A 15915-nucleotide genomic window follows, 5' to 3' on the forward strand; every position below is an offset into this window, starting at 1 on the left:
TGAGCGGCGTTTCTACCTTGTGGGGGGATGGCTTTCCGTTTTTATGGGGAGCCACCCGCCAAGGACACCGCCTTCCCTCACAAGTCCGAATTTGCTTCAACACAATGTTTCATTGCTGGCATTCATTGCTCGTTCAATGAAAACCGCATCGGTAGTGCGATGGGGGATTCATGATCCAGTATTTCCAAACACCGATGGTAAGGAATCTGATGTCCAATCACGAAGTTTTGCTGCGTGGTAGTCGTTTTGACGTCGTTGCGATCGACTTGCCCGGACGAGATGGGAAGTCGCATCGCCGCGAATTCATCCAGCATCCGGGAGCTGTGGTGTTGCTGCCGCTCATTGATCAAGACACGGTGGTGATGATCGAAAACGAGCGGCCGGCTGTGGGAGAAACGTTGCTCGAGTTGCCTGCAGGGACTCGCGATCCCGGTGAGGAGGTCTTGGAAACCGCGGCGCGGGAGCTGACCGAGGAAACGGGCTATCGATCAGCCAGTCTTTCCATCGCGTGCGAGTTCTACTCCGCGCCGGGGCTCGGCAACGAATTGATGCATCTCGTGGTCGCTCGTGATTTGACCGAAGGAGAGCAGCAGCTTGAAACAACCGAACGCATTGAAGTCAAACGCATGCACCGTCGCGAAGTGACGGAATTGGTCCAAACCGGGAAAATCCGCGACGCAAAAACGTTGATTGGGCTACAAGCGTTCTTGTTCCAGGACGTTTGAGCAGCCGATCGCTTTGTCACCAAGCGAGAGTTTGTCACCAAGCGAGAAAACGTTTGATCAATTCGATCCCGGGTTCCGTCAGAAAACTCTCGGGGTGGAACTGCCAACCTTCAAGACGATGTTGTTGGTGGCGAACTCCCATGATCTGTCGGTTTCCGCCGGTGTCCGTCCACGCCCCGACAATCAATTCGTCTGGGACCGTGTTCGGGTCAATGACCAACGAGTGATATCGAGTTGCGGTGAAGGGATTCTGGAGTCCCGCAAACAGACCCCCGTCGTCGTGATGGATGCCGTCCGTCTTCCCGTGCATCAATTCGGGAGCACGAATGATCGTTGCACCGAACGCTTCTCCGATCGATTGGTGTCCCAAGCAAACGCCCAGGATTGGAAACTTTCCCGCGAAACGCCGCACGCAATCCACGCTGACACCCGCCTCGGTTGGCGTGCACGGGCCGGGGGAAATGAGCAGGCGTTCCGGTTTCAGGTCTTCGATTTCTTCCAGTGAGAGGTCATCGTTGCGATGCACCTGGATGTCAGCCGACGAATCAATCTCGCCCATCCGCTGAACCAGGTTGTAGGTAAACGAATCGTAGTTATCGATGACCAAAATCATGTGAGCGAATTCCAGGCGGGCTGCTTCCGGAGGGCGATGATGTCCAAACGCGGCGCGAATTGAGAGGTGGAGCGAGACTCGGGAGAGCAGACGCTGTCAAGATGAATTCGCGACAATCAAACGGAAAGGATATTCTTGGCGAGTCAAGACGTAAACGCTCTTTAGAAGGTTCATCGGGACAGCGTATAATGGGGGACTGACCGCGACGCGAGACGTGAAGGATGCGTTTCGTAGCGAGATCGAATACGAACCTCTTCTTTGGACTCATCATCGTGCTTTCGGTTCGCCCCAAAGTTGCTGAATTGGCGTTTCATCTGTTCAGCCGATCGCTGCACCCTGAATTGCTGGTGGTGCATCAATCGCGAAAAATTGAACGCGACGGATACGACGCTAAGATCGAAGTCACCAATTGTGGGCACGTGGTCACCTTCAACTCGTCGCCCACCTGCGGATCGCCAGCGACGACTCTTTGCGAAGTTGCCACCAGCGCCCACCAACCGCTCCCTTCGCGACGGTGCTTGATTCGGCAATCGTTGAAGGGCAGTCGAACCGAAGAGGCGACTTGCCGATCCGGGCTTTCGTACCGCTCGCATTTTCAGCTTGAAACGGTTGACCCCAAAATGTTTTGGATGGTTGGTCAACAACTGGGCAATGGTCCAACAGAAGGCTTGCTGCACCGATTTGACTCCAGCGGACGAATGGCATTTGGTGCCATTAGCTACGTCAATATTGAGACTCGACGACGGTCGATGTTGATCCAAGCCATTCACACCTTCCCAGACGACTACGCGATTGTGAAAGTCGAGTCGTTGTTCACATTACCGGAAACCGATTCGGCTACTGCGTGAGACACGCGTCGTGCAACGCACTCGGTGAACAACGATGAGTTCGTTTGCCGGTTTGGACTCAACGCGTGATCGATGGCGGGGCGTCTCGAGCCATTTGATCGGTGTGTTGGATCTGATGGACGGAAAAGCCGTCCGCGGAATCGCCGGGCAACGCCATCGGTATCAACCACATGCCGGTTCTCTATGCGATCCCTGTGAGCTAATTCGTTGGTACCGGACGATTGGGCTGTGTCAATTCTATGTTGCCGATTTGGATTCGCTGACCGGCGCAGGGCAGCAGCGAGCGTCATTGCGGTCGATCATTGACAGCCTGCGTCCTGGTGAGACGCTTTGGATTGATGCTGGTTGGACGAACTGTCCTACGCGTGAAGAAAGCAAGTGGCTGCAGCAAGTGAATCGGGCCGGTGCAGTTGATTCCATGACTCGGTGGATCATTGCCACGGAGTCTGCCCAAGGGCTGCACGTCATTGACGAGTTGTCGAGCGTGGTCGATCCAGCGGATCTGTGTTTGAGCCTAGATTTCCGCGAAGGAGAGTTTGTTCAGGGCACTCAACGTACGCGAGAAATTCAATTTCAACGGGAGCAGGCGGGCGGACCCGACGGTTGGATCGACCGAGCTTGGGAGCGAGGCATTCGGGAAGTCATTGTCTTAGACGTGGCGCAGGTCGGCTCCTCGGCCGGCGTGGCTTCCTGTTTACCGCTTCGAAAATACCATGCATCACACCCAGGGGGGCGATGGATCACGGGCGGAGGCATCCGAGAGCCAGTGGATGTTCAGCAGTGTCTTGACGAAGGCTACAGCCGTTTGCTCGTCGCGTCGGCGTTGTTGCCGAAGTTGAACGACGTCTCCTACTGAGCGGTATCGTCGTCTTGGACTCTCGTCGCTGACGGTCTCTTCGCCCGTCGGTTCACAAACTGCTATCATGCAACGACACACGCTTTTCGAATCGGCATCGAACTTTGACTGGCAAAAAACCACATGTCACCGCATCACTACACTGATATCTCATCCATGCTCGCGTTGATTCCGCAAGAACCCGGTGCAGGAATGAACTCCAGTTCGCTGCTGTTGCTGGTCGGCGTTTTTTTGGCATTATTCTTTGCTGCAGTGCTCGGGTTCTTTTTCCTGCGGTACGGGAAGCTTTGGTTCCAAGCATTCATGTCGGATGCGGATGTGCAGTTGCTGAACTTGATTCGCATGCACTTCACCAAGGTCAATCCAAACGTCATCGTTCAAGCCAAGGTGATGGCCGCCCAAGCGGGATTGAACATCAGTCGCCGTGACGGAATCAGCACGCATCGATTGGAAGCTCACTACTTGGCCGGCGGAAACGTCATGAATGTGATTCATGCGATCATCGCGGCACATCGAGCCCAGATTCCTTTGGAGTTTGACCAAGCGGCCGCGATTGATTTGGCGGGACGCGACGTTTTGGATGCTGTGCAAACCAGCGTGTATCCGAAGGTCATTGATTGCCCCGACCCGAAACGAAGCGGCAAGACGACTTTGAGTGCAATCACCAAGAATGGGGTGGAATTGCGAGTTCGAACGCGGGTCACGGTGCGAACCAATTTGGAACAACTGATTGGTGGTGCGACGGAAGACACCGTGATCGCTCGCGTCGGCGAAGCCATCATCAGTTCGATTGGTTCAGCGGACACTCATTTCAAAGTGCTCGAAAACCCAGACATGATCACTCGTGTGGTGTTGTCGCGAGGATTGGATGCGCAAACCGCATTTGAAATCGTGTCGATTGATATCGCGGACATCGATGTCGGGGAAAACATTGGAGCTCGATTGCAGAGCGATCAAGCCGAGGCCGACACGCGAGTGGCTCGTGCACAGGCCGAACGTCGTCGCGCCGAAGCCATCGCGGCGGAGCAGCAAATGAAGGCTCGCGTGTCCGAAAACCGATCGCGATTGGTCTTGGCGGAAGCCGAAGTGCCACGTGCGATGGCGGAGGCTTTCCAAGCCGGCCGAATCGGTGAGGTGGCCAATGGAGTAGCAACGGAAGGCTCGGCGTGAGTGTCGGATCACCCGGTTCCTCGGAAGAACCTGTCTTGGGCTCTTACGAGCGACACTCGTATCGCGTGCGGTTTGCAGGCGGCAATGGTTTTGAACTAGCAGGAATCGTCGATCGTCCACGAGATTTGGAAACAGGTGAGACGCTATCCAATGTGCCAGTTGCCGTGTTCAGTCATTGCTTCACCTGCAATAAAGACCTGAAGGCGATCGCTCGAATTTCGCGCCGGTTGGCTGAGTGGGGAATCGCGGTTCTTCGTTATGACATGACCGGGCTCGGCGGCAGCGATGGTGACTTCTCACAAACGCATTTCACATCCAACCAAGCGGACTTGGTCTCGGCAATTCGTTTCGCGTCCGATGAGTTGGGGAGCGTCACCGGGCTGATTGGTCACAGTTTTGGTGGCGCGGCGTCGCTTGCGATTGCTGCGGATGAGCATCGCCGACCAGAGTCACTCCAAGCGATTGTTGCCATCGCTGCTCCCAGCGACACTGTGCATTTGGCGAATTTGCTGGAGCGAATGAATCCAGCAATTGCACAGGAAGGGGTCGGCGAGGTCACGATCGGTGGGCGGCGCTGGAACATTCGTCGAGAAATGTTGGAGGACTTCCGCCAACATGCTTTGGCTGACCAGCTACCGAAGATCGCCGCGCAGGTCATGACGTTTCATTCGCCCGTCGACGAGACGGTTGGGTACGATCATGCACTTCGCATTGCGAGTTTGGTCGGCGGAGAGTCCGGCGAGGCAGCGTGCAGTTTGGTCACGCTTGCCGGTGCCGACCATTTGATGGTGCGGAATCCCGGCGATGCCATTTGGGTCGCCGACACGGCTGCCGCGTTCTTGAAACGCCACCGCTAGAAGACGAAAACGAATTCGTTCCAGTTCAGGACGCTGAGTGCATACAAAGCGTCCGCACGCTGGGGTGACATCTCGAATTTGTTCCGTAGTTCGTCAATCAGCTCAACGCCTTCTTGAACTTCCGCGTCCAACGCCGGCCGCATCAGTACTTGCTGAATCACCGCCTGCACGAAGCTGGCGGACGAGGCGTCCGGTGGCAGCTGACCGCGTACGGATTGAGCAAGTTTGTCCGATTCTTCGTGGATGAACTCGCTGTTCAGCAGCGACATCGCTTGTCCTGGTTGCAGCGTTGCGAAACGGGCTTCACAGGTCGTGTCGGGTTCCGGGAAGTCGAACGCCGACAGCAGGGGCGTGAGCAGCGAACGTTTTACGTGAATGTAAACACTGCGTCGGTTGCGTTCCGCTTCGTCGGAGTTGCCCCAGCCCTGCCCGGGCCGAGATTGTCCGGCGAGAACTTCGGCGGATAGGTTCGGGTAGAAGCTCGGTCCGTATGTGTTGCGATTCAGCGATTGATTCACCGCCAGGATCGAATCGCGAACTTCTTCGGCGCTCAGCCGTCGCGAATCAAAACGCCAAAACAGATCGTTGGCAGGATCCAGCTCGACCGACTTGTCAGTGACTTCCGAGGACATTTGATACGCCTGGCTGGAACAGATCAGCCGGTGCATGTCTTTCAACTTCCAGCCGCCATCAACCAAGCGGTTGGCGAGGTAGTCCAGCAATTCCGGATGAGTTGGCGGCACGCCCAGACCGCCAAAGTTATTGGGCGAACGAACAATGCCGCGACCAAAGTGGTGCTGCCAAATTCGGTTCGCCATCACTCGCGACGACAGGCGATTGTTTTCGTCCGTGACCCATTCCGCGAAAACGCGACGCCGTTGTTCCGCGGTCATCTCGGGCGGTGTATCCCCGAAGATTTCTGGAAAGCGTGGGCTGACTTCATCCGTTGGCGAATGAGGGTTGCCGCGAAAAAGTACGAAGGTCTGTTCGATTGGCCGCAACTTGCCAAGGCCGAGAACTTGTTGGCGATCGGGCAGTTCATCGCGGCGTTTCGCGACTTCGGCCAGTTCCGCTTTCAAATCGTCGTACCGCTGACGTTGTTCCTTGGTCAGCAACGGGCGAAGCTTCTTCTTGAGAACTTTTTCGCGTTGGCGTTTGGGACCTTCTGTTGCGCGTTGATCAGGGGCCGACATCTTGGTGATGCCGTCTTGTTCAATCGCGTGAAGCTCTTCTTCGATGGTCCGTCGTTGCTCATCCGCTTTTGCATAGGCTGCGTTGAGTTCCGGTCCCGAAATATCGATTTGGTTGTTGGTTTGTTGATCGCCACGTGTTCCGTAACGGCTGATGTCCGCGAAGAACGCCAGCATTCCGTAGTAGTCAGTTTGCGGAATCGGATCGATTTTGTGGTCGTGGCATCGCGCGCAGTTGATGGTGAGACCCAAGAACGTTTGTCCGGTCACGGTCACCAAGTCGTCGAGTTCGTCGTAGCGAGCTTGAAGCGGGTCGGCGGGTTCATCGTCCCAAATACCGAGTCGGTAGAAGCCCGTCGCGGTCAGCGTTTCGGTGGTCACATCGTCCAGCAAGTCGCCGGCCAATTGTTCCCGCACAAACTCGTCGTAGGGTTTGTCTTCATTGAATGACCGGATCACGTAGTCGCGGTACTTCCATGCGTTAGGCTTGGGATTGTCTCGCTCAAACGAGTTGGTTTCCGCGTAGCGAACCAGGTCCAGCCAGTGCCGTCCCCAACGCTCGCCGTAGTGAGGGGATTCCAGAAGTCGATCGACCAGCTTTTCGTAAGCGTCGGGATCGGAGTCATGGACGAACTCCGCGACTTCCTGCGGAGTCGGCGGAAGACCAGTCAAGTCATAGGTCACTCGGCGAATCAACGTGTGGCGGTCCGCCGCGCCGTTGGGCTGCAATCCGGCCGCCAGCAATGAGTCCAAGATGAACGCGTCGACAGGATGGTTGTTGGCCTTCCATGTTTGCAGCGTCGTCGAAATCTCAGCGTCCGATTCCGTGGATTTCGAAATGTGTTTTTGAAGATTGGCTGAGATGTCCGGCGGAGAAACGTCCTGGACCGGTTCGTACGCCCAGTGTTTGGTGAACACAGCTCCTTCTTCGATCCAGCGACGAATCAGATCCACTTCCGATTCCGTCAGCGGCTCACCTTCGGGTGGCATCAATTCGTAGTCATCGTTGGCAACGATTCGTTCCAAGAGGTGGCTGGCGTCGGGATCGCCCGGCACGATCAATTGCTCACCCGAGTCCCCTTCGATGATCGACGATTCGGCTTGATGCAGACCCAAGCTGCTTTCGGCTTGGTCCGGGCCGTGGCACGAGTAGCAGCGTTTGGCCAACAGCGGTTTGACTTCGTTGGCGTAATCGACCTCTGCGGTTACAGTTGAAAGATCCGCGGCGAGAAAGCCAAAGGTGCAGAGTCCGATCGTGATCGCGGACCGCAGGTTGGCTTGGCGGAGGAGGTGGGAACGTCGAGGCATCGAATTTGATTGTGGCATGAGGGTGGGATCGCAGCTTGCGTTCATGCGTTTCTCGGTGAATCGAGATAGGCGGGATTCGTGTTGACGTTATTTCTTAGAGAGTGTTGCGTCAATTGCAAGTCAGTATAGCCGCATTCGACTGATTTGCGAAAGGAAAGATCTGTTTTTCGTTCTCCAACTGGGGATGGCAAAATTTCCAGTTCGTTTATACTTTCCGCGCTCAATGAATCAGCCGGCCGGGCGTTCTCTCGGCCACCCCATTGTTCGGCGTTGCGTGCGGCGGATTGTGGACCAGCAGGAGTCCCTGTGATCGGTCCCCAACCCCTCTGACGCCCGTCGTGCGGGGTTATTCGCGTTGATTCAGTTTTCACAACAGAGAGAGAACCCAGGTGTCTCAAGCAGAAACGACACGATTGCCCTACAAGGTCAAAGACATTTCGCTGGCCGACTACGGTCGCAAAGAAATCGAATTGGCAGAAAACGAAATGCCCGGTTTGATGGCACTTCGTGAGAAGTACGGAGCGGAAAAGCCACTGAAAGGTGCCCGCATCGCTGGTTGCCTTCACATGACCATTCAAACCGCGGTTTTGATCGAGACCTTGGTAGAGCTTGGTGCGGAAGTGACTTGGAGTAGCTGCAACATCTTCAGCACTCAAGATCACGCGGCCGCTGCAATCGCCGCAGCCGGCATCCCCGTCTACGCTTGGAAAGGCATGACGGAAGAAGAATTCGATTGGTGCATCGAGCAAACGTTGGAATTCCCGTCTGGCGAAAAACTCAACATGATCCTGGACGACGGCGGTGACTTGACCGCGATGGTCCACGATCGCTTCCCCGAGTTGCTGGATAACATTCACGGGATCAGCGAAGAAACGACCGCTGGCGTGCACCGTTTGGAAGTGTTGAACAAGACCGGCAAGCTCCGTGTTCCTGCGATCAACATCAACGACTCGGCAACCAAGAGTAAGTTCGACAACCTCTACGGTTGCCGCGAATCGCTGGCTGATGGTGTGAAACGAGCCACCGACGTGATGCTCGCAGGGAAGGTCGCCGTGGTTTGTGGCTATGGCGACGTTGGAAAAGGCTGTGCTCACAGCCTCAAAAGCTACGGCTGCCGCGTCTTGGTCACCGAAATCGATCCAATCAACGCTTTGCAAGCTGCGATGGAAGGTTTCGAAGTCACCACCATGGAAAACGCTTGCAAAGAAGGTCGCTTGTTCGTCACCACGACGGGGAACAAGGACATCATCTTGGGCGAGCACATGAAGGAAATGCCCAACGACGCAATCCTTTGCAACATCGGGCACTTCGATACCGAAATCGACGTCGCGTGGGCGGAGCAACAAGTCGCCGACGGCAAGGCAACGATCAGCGAAATCAAGCCATCGGACGTGGGTGCAGTGGACCGCTACACCTTCAAGGACACCGGCCGAAGCATCATCATTTTGGCCAAGGGGCGTTTGGTGAACTTGGGCTGTGCAACCGGGCACCCAAGCTTTGTCATGAGCAGTTCCTTCACCAACCAAGTGTTGGCACAAATGGAATTGTTCGAAAATCGCGACAACGACAAGTACGAGGTGAAGGTGTACTTGTTGCCCAAGCAACTGGACGAAGAAGTCGCTCGCCTGCACCTGGAAGCAATCGGCGTGAAGCTGACTCAGTTGACGCAGGAACAAGCCGACTACATCGGTGTTCCAGTGGAAGGCCCTTACAAGCCCGACCACTACCGCTATTGATCCGTCGCCGGGGCTGAAGTCGTCAACAACTTATGCGTGACGAAGTGAGCCTGGTGTATGAATTACAGCGATGAATAACAAACAGCCGGCAAGGAATTCCTTGCCGGCTGTTTGCGTATTGCATTGATGGACCGCTCAGTAGTGCAGCGGTCATTCTTGGGGCGACCCCGGTTGCGGCTACAACTCTGCCGCTTGGATGGCCAACTTGACGTCTTCGTTGCCGTAGATGATCGAAAGGAAAGCTGGCATGTACCGATCGATCATAGCGCCCCCAACGTACAAGACATGATCCATGACGCTGTCGTCTGGGAATTCATCGCCCAGTGGGACAGAGGTTTGGTAACGCAGTTCTCCGTCGGCCATATCCAATTCGAATTTGCCGACTTTCAAACCGTAGTTGGCTCGACAAACCGCCTCCGCGATTGCCGAGCGGTTTTCTTCAGGGACCTTGTTGGCGGGGTGGGCGAAGACTTGTACCAACGAGTCTTCGACCACAATCAAGACACGAATGTCCCCGTGTTTGCCTTCAAAAAGCATGCGGAAGAAGCTGGTTTCGAAGTCTTGTTCGTACTTGATTCCGCCTCGGTCCAAGTAGGCGGAAACTTGATCGACTTGAGGTGACATCCCGGTGGCTCCTCGGTGATGGTGAATCGGTCGGGAAAACGAGTGCGCGGCGACGGCTACTGTTTGGACGAGTAAGCCAGGTTGCTGGTTCACTTGATTGATTCAAACCTTGCTGTTGGCTTCGGTCGGCGATCCGTACAGCGGTTTGTTCATCATGACGATGAGCACGGTCGCAGTCGACCCACTGAGACAGGCATCAAAACAGCAAAAACGGGGCACTGACGGCCCCAGAAAGTCGCTGGACACTACAATTCGCGGGCCGTAATTCCCCGGACTGTTTTGTTTGATTGGAACCATTTGCCCAGGTTGAACGTCGAAAAGCTGATCGAAAATCACCCCTTCGGTGGGCGTTCAAAACTGGCTCACGCGAGCATTGGCGGCCGTTTCAGGCCTCAAAAGCCGAACAACCGTCGAAAGGGGGATGAGATTTTGCCGAAGACCCGGCATCAGGTTTGGAATGGAGTGACATTTCGGCGAATCTAGATCCCCTTTGGAATTTGTAGCGGCTCGCGAAACTGAGCCGGTGCGTTAATCCGTAGCGATTAGCAAGACCGACGCGGCTATGCCGGAAAAGCTTGTCACAACGAATGGCCGTCGTCGAATGAGAACCGATATCCCCCGGATTTCGTGCCCGATAGCGATCGGGACGCCCTCGAGATCTGGATTTCCTTCAGCTGAAGAAAACTTCGCCGATGAATTTCGACAATTCTTCTCGCCGTCCCTCCGAATCCCAATCGTCTTTTCCTGGTCAGGTTCGGCGTCGGCTGCTCTCGTGGATTCAAGGGGCTCCTAGCTCGGCCGCAGAGAACGTTCAGCGTGGGCGTTTGCAGTTGGAGTCGTTGGAAAAGCGGCAAATGATGGCTGGGGACGTGGAATTGTTTTCCACGGACGGCTTCTTTGGTTCTGCCGGTCAATCGAATGTCGCGGCCGAGAGCTCGACTTCTGATCGTGGCACTTCGGACCGTGCGGCCGAGGGCGAACCAGGACAGGATCTCGTCCAATTCGCGAAAGATTTGGATGCGGCGGGAGTCACGTTCTACGGGGCGCACTGGTGCCCAGCCTGTACCCAACAGAAACAACTGTTTGAGGACGGCGGAGACGATTTGCCGTTTGTCGAGGTCACTTTGCCGGATCGGACTCAGGATCCTCAGTTCTCTTCATTGAACATCAGCGAATATCCAACGTGGATTTTCCCAGACGGTTCGCGGCTGACGGGAGTCCAGTCGTTGCAGACGCTGAGCACTCGCAGCGGCGTCGCAATTCCGACGTCTGGTAACGAAGCACCATCGTTTGAAGCCATCGGTTCCCAAACCGTCGAGCTGGGGTCGCCTTTGCATATCCCAATCGACGGTTACGACGCCGAGGGTGGCCCGCTGACCGTGACGGTTTCCGTCGCGAATCCGCAGTTGGTGGAGGCCACCGTGCTTTCCGGCAACCGTTCGCTGCGATTGGACATGGATGGCTTCGGCGACATGGTGTTTGAGTTGTTCGAACAACGAGCACCACGTGCCACCGAACGAGTGATCGATTTGGCCGACAGCGGGTTCTACGACGGCATCATTTTCCACCGAGTGGTCAATGGATTCGTGATCCAAGGTGGCGATCCGACCGGGACCGGCACTGGTGGTTCGAATTTGGGTGATTTTGACGATCAATTCCACCCCGATCTGCAGCACAATCGGACGGGGGTTTTGTCGTTCGCGAAGTCATCCGATGACACCAACGATTCGCAGTTCTTCATCACCGAAGTCGAGACGGACTTCCTCGATTTCAATCACTCGGTGTTTGGTCAGTTGGTCGAAGGGGAGGACGTGCGGGAAGCGATCAGCAACATGCAGGTCAACAACAGCACGCAGAACAAGCCGACGACCGACATCGTCATCAACAATGCCACCGTTTTTAATGACACCGAAAACTCGGTCATCATGCTGAAAGGATTGGGCGGCACGGGAACCACCAGTGTCACCGTGACGATCACTGATTCAGATGGAAACTCGTACGACGAAGTTATCTCGGTGTCGGTGGTGGATCCGCCGAACGATCGACGCAACGCTCAGCCATATCTGGAAGACATCAACGTCCCCGCGACGTCGCCGAAATCGACGCCTGCCCAGATTCAGTTGGAAAGCTTTGACCTGGAAGGCGACGCCGTTCAGTATTTCATCAGTGGCGGAGTGACGGGTGGAACGGCGACGGTGAACTCGGCCACTGGATTGTTGGAAGTCGCTCCTACCTCGGGCGTTACCGGCACCCAAACGGTTTCGCTCACGGTGGGCGTGGCGGCAGCGTCCGGTGCAGGTTCGAACTCTGACTTGCAGAGTTTGGTGTTCACGTTCTCGGAAGACAGCAACCAAACCCCGTCGGCTCCGTCGTCGTTGGATCTGCGTGCGTCTTCGGACACGGGCAGCAACAGCAGTGACAACTTGACCAATGCGTCGTCGATGACCTTTGACGTGACCGGCGTCACCACGGGCGCCACGGTTCAGATCATCAACACGGCTGACAACACCGTGGTTGGCGTTGGCACCGCGACCGGCGGAAGCGTCGCGATCACCACCAGTAATCTCGCGGCAATTGGCGATGGCACCTACAGCTTGGCAGCCCGGCAAATTGTCAACGGATTGACGAGTGCGAACTCGACGTCGCTGTCCGTCACGCTGGATCGCACCGCTCCGACCTTCACGTTGCCAGCGAACGCCAACACGGGCAATGTCGGTGCACCATACGAAGCCAACTTGGTGAGTCCCGATGAAGGCAGCGGTGTGACCTACAGTTTGACCGTGTTCCCATCGGGGGCAACCATCGGTTCGTCCAATGGGATCATCAACTGGACACCGACCGCGGCTCAATTGGGCGACAACGATTTCACGGTTGAGCTTCGTGACTTGGCCGGAAACACCACCACCGAATCCTACGTTGTGACGGTTGCCGAAGAAGCCTTGGCTCGAATCGAAGTTCGATTGACGGATTTGAACGGAAACGAAATCGACTCGATCGATGTTGGTCAAGAATTTCTGCTGCAATTGATTGGCGTGGACGCTCGCCAATTGTCTGAACGAGGCGGGATCTACTCGGCTTACGCAGACATTGAATTTGATGGAACCTTGGCTGAAGTCGTGCCAGGAACATCGATCGAATACGACAGCGATTTCAATTTCCTGCCTCGCGGAACGCTGAGCAGCGGATTGTTCGACGAGATCGGATCAGCCAGCAGTCGTTTCTCGCCGACGAACCTTCAGGAATCGGTCATGGCGACCGTTCGTATGCGAGCCATCGCTGACGGATCGCTGACCTTCACCACCAATCCGGCCGACGTCAGCGCGAACGAAACCTTGTTGTTCTTCAACAACGATCGTTTGCCAACCAATTCGATCAACTACGGCAGTGCGACGTTGGCTGTCGGTGATGTCACCACCAACAATCCGCCGGTCGGTGTGGATGACACGTTCACGGTGGTCTCCGGTTCCGGCCAAAACACTTTGGATGTATTGGCTAATGAGGCGTCGACGGCCGACCCCGGCGAGACATTGACGATCACCGGTGTTGGAACCGCGTCCAATGGTGGCACGGTAACCGTGGCTTCCGATGGGTTGTCAATTCTGTATACGCCCGCAGCGAACTTCATTGGCACGGACACGTTCCAGTACACGCTCAGTGATGGAACCAGCACCGACACGGTGCAAGTCACCGTGAACATCCAGAGTGACGACAATGCACCGGTAGCCAACAACGATGCGTTCCCAGCATCGGGAACCATTTTGGAGGATTCCAACACGGCCACTTATGATGTTCTGGCGAACGACACCACCGATTCTGACAACGAGTCCTTCACAATCACCGGTGTGGGGAGCGCGTCCAATGGTGGAACGGTCGCGATCGTGAACAACGGATCGGCGATCTCTTACAAGCCCGCCGCGAACTTCAACGGCACGGAAACCGTGACCTACACGATTCGTGATACCGGTGGTGGTTTGTCGACGGCGACGGTGACATTCACGGTTACGGGAGTCAATGATGCACCCGTTGCTGAGTCGGTCACGGTGCCGACCGTCCAGGGCGTGACCAACCTTCCCGTCATGACTCGCGACGATCTGCCGACCAATGTCGATTCAGGCGAAGTTCTGCAGTTCGTCAACCTGAGTACTCCATCGGCTGGCGGAACGGTGACGGTCAGTTCGGACGGGGCGAGCATTCTTTACACCCCACCCAGTGACACTTTCACCGGAACCGACACCTTCACCTATCAGGTGCAGGATCCAGGCGGACTGAGCAGCTCGACCGCGACGATCACCGTGGACATCGCCGACTATCTCGCGCGAACATTCAACATCTCGCTCGATAGCTTCGGATCGCTGACTTCGAGTTTCTACGACAACGCTTTGTTGACGGGTACGAACGCTCGCGGGGAAACGGTGTCTTTGGCTTTGTCGGATTCGTCGGTTGTCTTCGCGGACGGAACGATCAGCGTGCCGAACATGTTGCCGGGGACGTACAAGCTCAGCATTCCTGCCGTGCCGTTCTTCCAAGGTGGTGAAGAGGCTCAAGAGATCGAGATTCAAAGCGATGCCGATGACACGGACGAAAACATCTCGTTGAACTTCGGACGTTTGTTGCCTCAATACATTCGAGTGAACGACTGGTTCGGCAGCGCACCGGCGCGTCGAGTGGTCGCTGCGATCCAGCCTGGCAGCAACGCGTTGTACATGCAGACCAGTGATGCCGCGTCATCGGATTTGAGTGATCTTGAATTGGAGCTGAACTCGGCTGGAACCAGCATCACCGTCAATGCGACTCAATCCACCACCGCTGACGGTGCGACCACCACCGCTTCGGTCAGCGGCACGACAGACTTGAGCAACGGACGTGCGTTGGAAGTTCGTGGCCAAGTGGGTGACGTTCGATTGGTGATTCTGAATTTGGATGATTCCGGTTTGGAATTGGAAGAAGCTTCGTCCAGCTCAGCGCAGAGTTCGACTCAGGCGGCTGGCGAACCACTCGCCGCTGCGGTGACCGTTGCTGATGCGACCGTGCCCGCAACCGAGTTGGGAACGTCTCGCGCTCAAAGCAGTTCGGAGCCTGCTGGCGAACCCATCCAGATCCTATCGGGCGACGCTGACAAGGTGGTTGGTTCTGATTCCGCCGCGAGCCAAATTGACGCGGCGATGCCCGATGTCAGCGACGATTTGACTCGGATTTCGGATGCGGAAGACGCCGTCGCGAGCGGTGTGACCGGCCAACCGTTGCTGTTGGGTGAAGCCGTCGATGAGGTCTTGACAGGCTCGTCGGACGTAAACTGAGCCTGTTTCGGGCCTCGAAATCAGAAAAAGGCTGAAAAACACGGTGTTTTCGGCCTTTGGATGGGTTGCGGACCGACCGCGCGGGACATAACACTTGTGCCGCATCGGAGGGGAATCCCAACGTTCTAACTCCTACTCACTATTTAGTTCTCCCATTTTTGCAGGTGCCGCTCATGGCCAAAGTACCGCCCAAACCACCGACGAAGACTCAAATCATCGCCAACATCGCAGAAGAAACCGAACTGACCAAAAAGGACGTTGCGGCTGTTCTCGATTCGTTGGCTGGCGAGATCGAAAAGTCGTTGCAAAAGGGTGGCCCAGGACAATTCGCGATCCCAGGTCTTTGCAAGATTGTTTTGAAGGACGTTCCCGCCAAGCCAAAACGCAAAGGTCGCAACCCTGCCAACGGCGAAGAAATCTGGTTGGCTCCCAAACCAGCTAGTAAGAAGCTGACCATTCGCCCATTGAAGGGCTTGAAGGAAATGATCTGATCCATCGATCAAATCGATTCCATTTGGAATTCACTGCCCCGCCGTGCGAATTCGCGTTGCGGGGCAGTTTTCGTTTGTCGGCCAAGTTTCGCGTGGGGGCCATTCTACGTTTGGGGATCAGTTCTCCGGCGACCTTATGCGTCCTAGCCGAATGAGTGTTCGGGATGCCAGCGAGTTGCATTGTCGCTATACTTCATCCA

Annotated in this window: 11 protein-coding genes; 8 read left to right on the top strand and 3 right to left on the bottom strand. The window is 55.8% G+C overall.

Annotated elements, in window-relative coordinates; genetic code table 11:
• Positions 1 to 209 precede the first annotated feature (209 nt).
• On the top strand, positions 210 to 725 hold the full coding sequence (locus tag LOC70_RS18975) for an NUDIX hydrolase (RefSeq protein ID WP_230255557.1): 516 nt from the start codon (positions 210 to 212) through the stop codon (positions 723 to 725).
• Positions 726 to 759: 34 nt separating this feature from the next.
• On the opposite strand, the gene LOC70_RS18980 is transcribed toward LOC70_RS18975, so the two are convergent.
• Positions 760 to 1338: an anthranilate synthase component II gene (locus LOC70_RS18980; protein ID WP_230255558.1), complete on the bottom strand. Its 579-nt coding sequence runs from the start codon at positions 1336 to 1338 to the stop codon at positions 760 to 762.
• A 221-nt stretch (positions 1339 to 1559) separates the two neighbouring features.
• Here LOC70_RS18980 and LOC70_RS18985 point away from each other — a divergent pair, with 221 nt between their 5' ends.
• The 4 genes from LOC70_RS18985 (at position 1560) to LOC70_RS19000 (ending at position 5069) form a co-directional block, all read left to right on the top strand.
• Positions 1560 to 2186, top strand: a complete 627-nt coding sequence (locus tag LOC70_RS18985) for a DUF2617 family protein (protein ID WP_390889057.1) — start codon at positions 1560 to 1562, stop codon at positions 2184 to 2186.
• 34 nt (positions 2187 to 2220) lie between these two features.
• Positions 2221 to 3042, top strand: coding sequence for a HisA/HisF-related TIM barrel protein (locus tag LOC70_RS18990; protein ID WP_230255560.1), 822 nt, complete (start codon positions 2221 to 2223; stop codon positions 3040 to 3042).
• Positions 3043 to 3234: 192 nt separating this feature from the next.
• A complete protein-coding gene (floA, locus tag LOC70_RS18995; RefSeq protein ID WP_390889091.1) occupies positions 3235 to 4212 on the top strand; it encodes a flotillin-like protein FloA in 978 nt (325 codons plus the stop codon).
• Positions 4209 to 5069 carry an alpha/beta hydrolase family protein gene (locus LOC70_RS19000; RefSeq protein WP_230255561.1) on the top strand — a complete coding sequence of 287 codons (861 nt, stop codon included), beginning with the start codon at positions 4209 to 4211 and terminating at the stop codon, positions 5067 to 5069. Before floA ends, LOC70_RS19000 begins: the two co-directional genes overlap by 4 nt.
• Here the strand turns inward: LOC70_RS19000 and LOC70_RS19005 are convergent.
• Entirely contained in the window at positions 5066 to 7567 is a 2502-nt protein-coding gene (locus LOC70_RS19005; RefSeq protein ID WP_230255562.1) for a PSD1 and planctomycete cytochrome C domain-containing protein, read from the bottom strand. The two genes, LOC70_RS19000 and LOC70_RS19005, sit on opposite strands and share 4 nt — an antisense overlap.
• Before the next feature lie 389 nt (positions 7568 to 7956).
• Between LOC70_RS19005 and ahcY the strand changes: the two genes are divergently transcribed.
• Positions 7957 to 9303, top strand: a complete 1347-nt coding sequence (gene ahcY, locus LOC70_RS19010; RefSeq protein ID WP_230255563.1) for an adenosylhomocysteinase — start codon at positions 7957 to 7959, stop codon at positions 9301 to 9303.
• Positions 9304 to 9480: 177 nt separating this feature from the next.
• Here the strand turns inward: ahcY and LOC70_RS19015 are convergent, their stop codons facing one another.
• Positions 9481 to 9927 (bottom strand): YbjN domain-containing protein, encoded by a 447-nt coding sequence (locus LOC70_RS19015; protein WP_230255564.1) that lies wholly within the window; start codon positions 9925 to 9927, stop codon positions 9481 to 9483.
• Between the two features lie 692 nt (positions 9928 to 10619).
• Between LOC70_RS19015 and LOC70_RS19020 the strand changes: the two genes are divergently transcribed.
• Positions 10620 to 15224, top strand: coding sequence for an Ig-like domain-containing protein (locus LOC70_RS19020; RefSeq protein WP_230255565.1), 4605 nt, complete (start codon positions 10620 to 10622; stop codon positions 15222 to 15224).
• A 173-nt stretch (positions 15225 to 15397) separates the two neighbouring features.
• A complete protein-coding gene (locus LOC70_RS19025; RefSeq protein ID WP_047813421.1) occupies positions 15398 to 15715 on the top strand; it encodes an HU family DNA-binding protein in 318 nt (105 codons plus the stop codon).
• The last annotated feature ends 200 nt before the right edge of the window (positions 15716 to 15915 follow it).

Source organism: Rhodopirellula halodulae, assembly GCF_020966775.1.
Classification (GTDB): domain Bacteria; phylum Planctomycetota; class Planctomycetia; order Pirellulales; family Pirellulaceae; genus Rhodopirellula; species Rhodopirellula halodulae.

Excerpts from the sequence above, each read along its gene's own strand:
- LOC70_RS18975 (WP_230255557.1), top strand. The coding sequence starts at position 210 with ATGTCCAATCACGAAGTTTTGCTGCGTGGTAGTCGTTTTGACGTCGTT.
- LOC70_RS18980 (WP_230255558.1), bottom strand. The coding sequence starts at position 1,338 with ATGATTTTGGTCATCGATAACTACGATTCGTTTACCTACAACCTGGTT.
- LOC70_RS18985 (WP_390889057.1), top strand. The coding sequence starts at position 1,560 with ATGCGTTTCGTAGCGAGATCGAATACGAACCTCTTCTTTGGACTCATC.
- LOC70_RS18990 (WP_230255560.1), top strand. The coding sequence starts at position 2,221 with ATGAGTTCGTTTGCCGGTTTGGACTCAACGCGTGATCGATGGCGGGGC.
- floA (WP_390889091.1), top strand. The coding sequence starts at position 3,235 with ATGAACTCCAGTTCGCTGCTGTTGCTGGTCGGCGTTTTTTTGGCATTA.
- LOC70_RS19005 (WP_230255562.1), bottom strand. The coding sequence starts at position 7,567 with ATGCCTCGACGTTCCCACCTCCTCCGCCAAGCCAACCTGCGGTCCGCG.
- LOC70_RS19015 (WP_230255564.1), bottom strand. The coding sequence starts at position 9,927 with ATGTCACCTCAAGTCGATCAAGTTTCCGCCTACTTGGACCGAGGCGGA.
- LOC70_RS19020 (WP_230255565.1), top strand. The coding sequence starts at position 10,620 with ATGAATTTCGACAATTCTTCTCGCCGTCCCTCCGAATCCCAATCGTCT.
- LOC70_RS19025 (WP_047813421.1), top strand. The coding sequence starts at position 15,398 with ATGGCCAAAGTACCGCCCAAACCACCGACGAAGACTCAAATCATCGCC.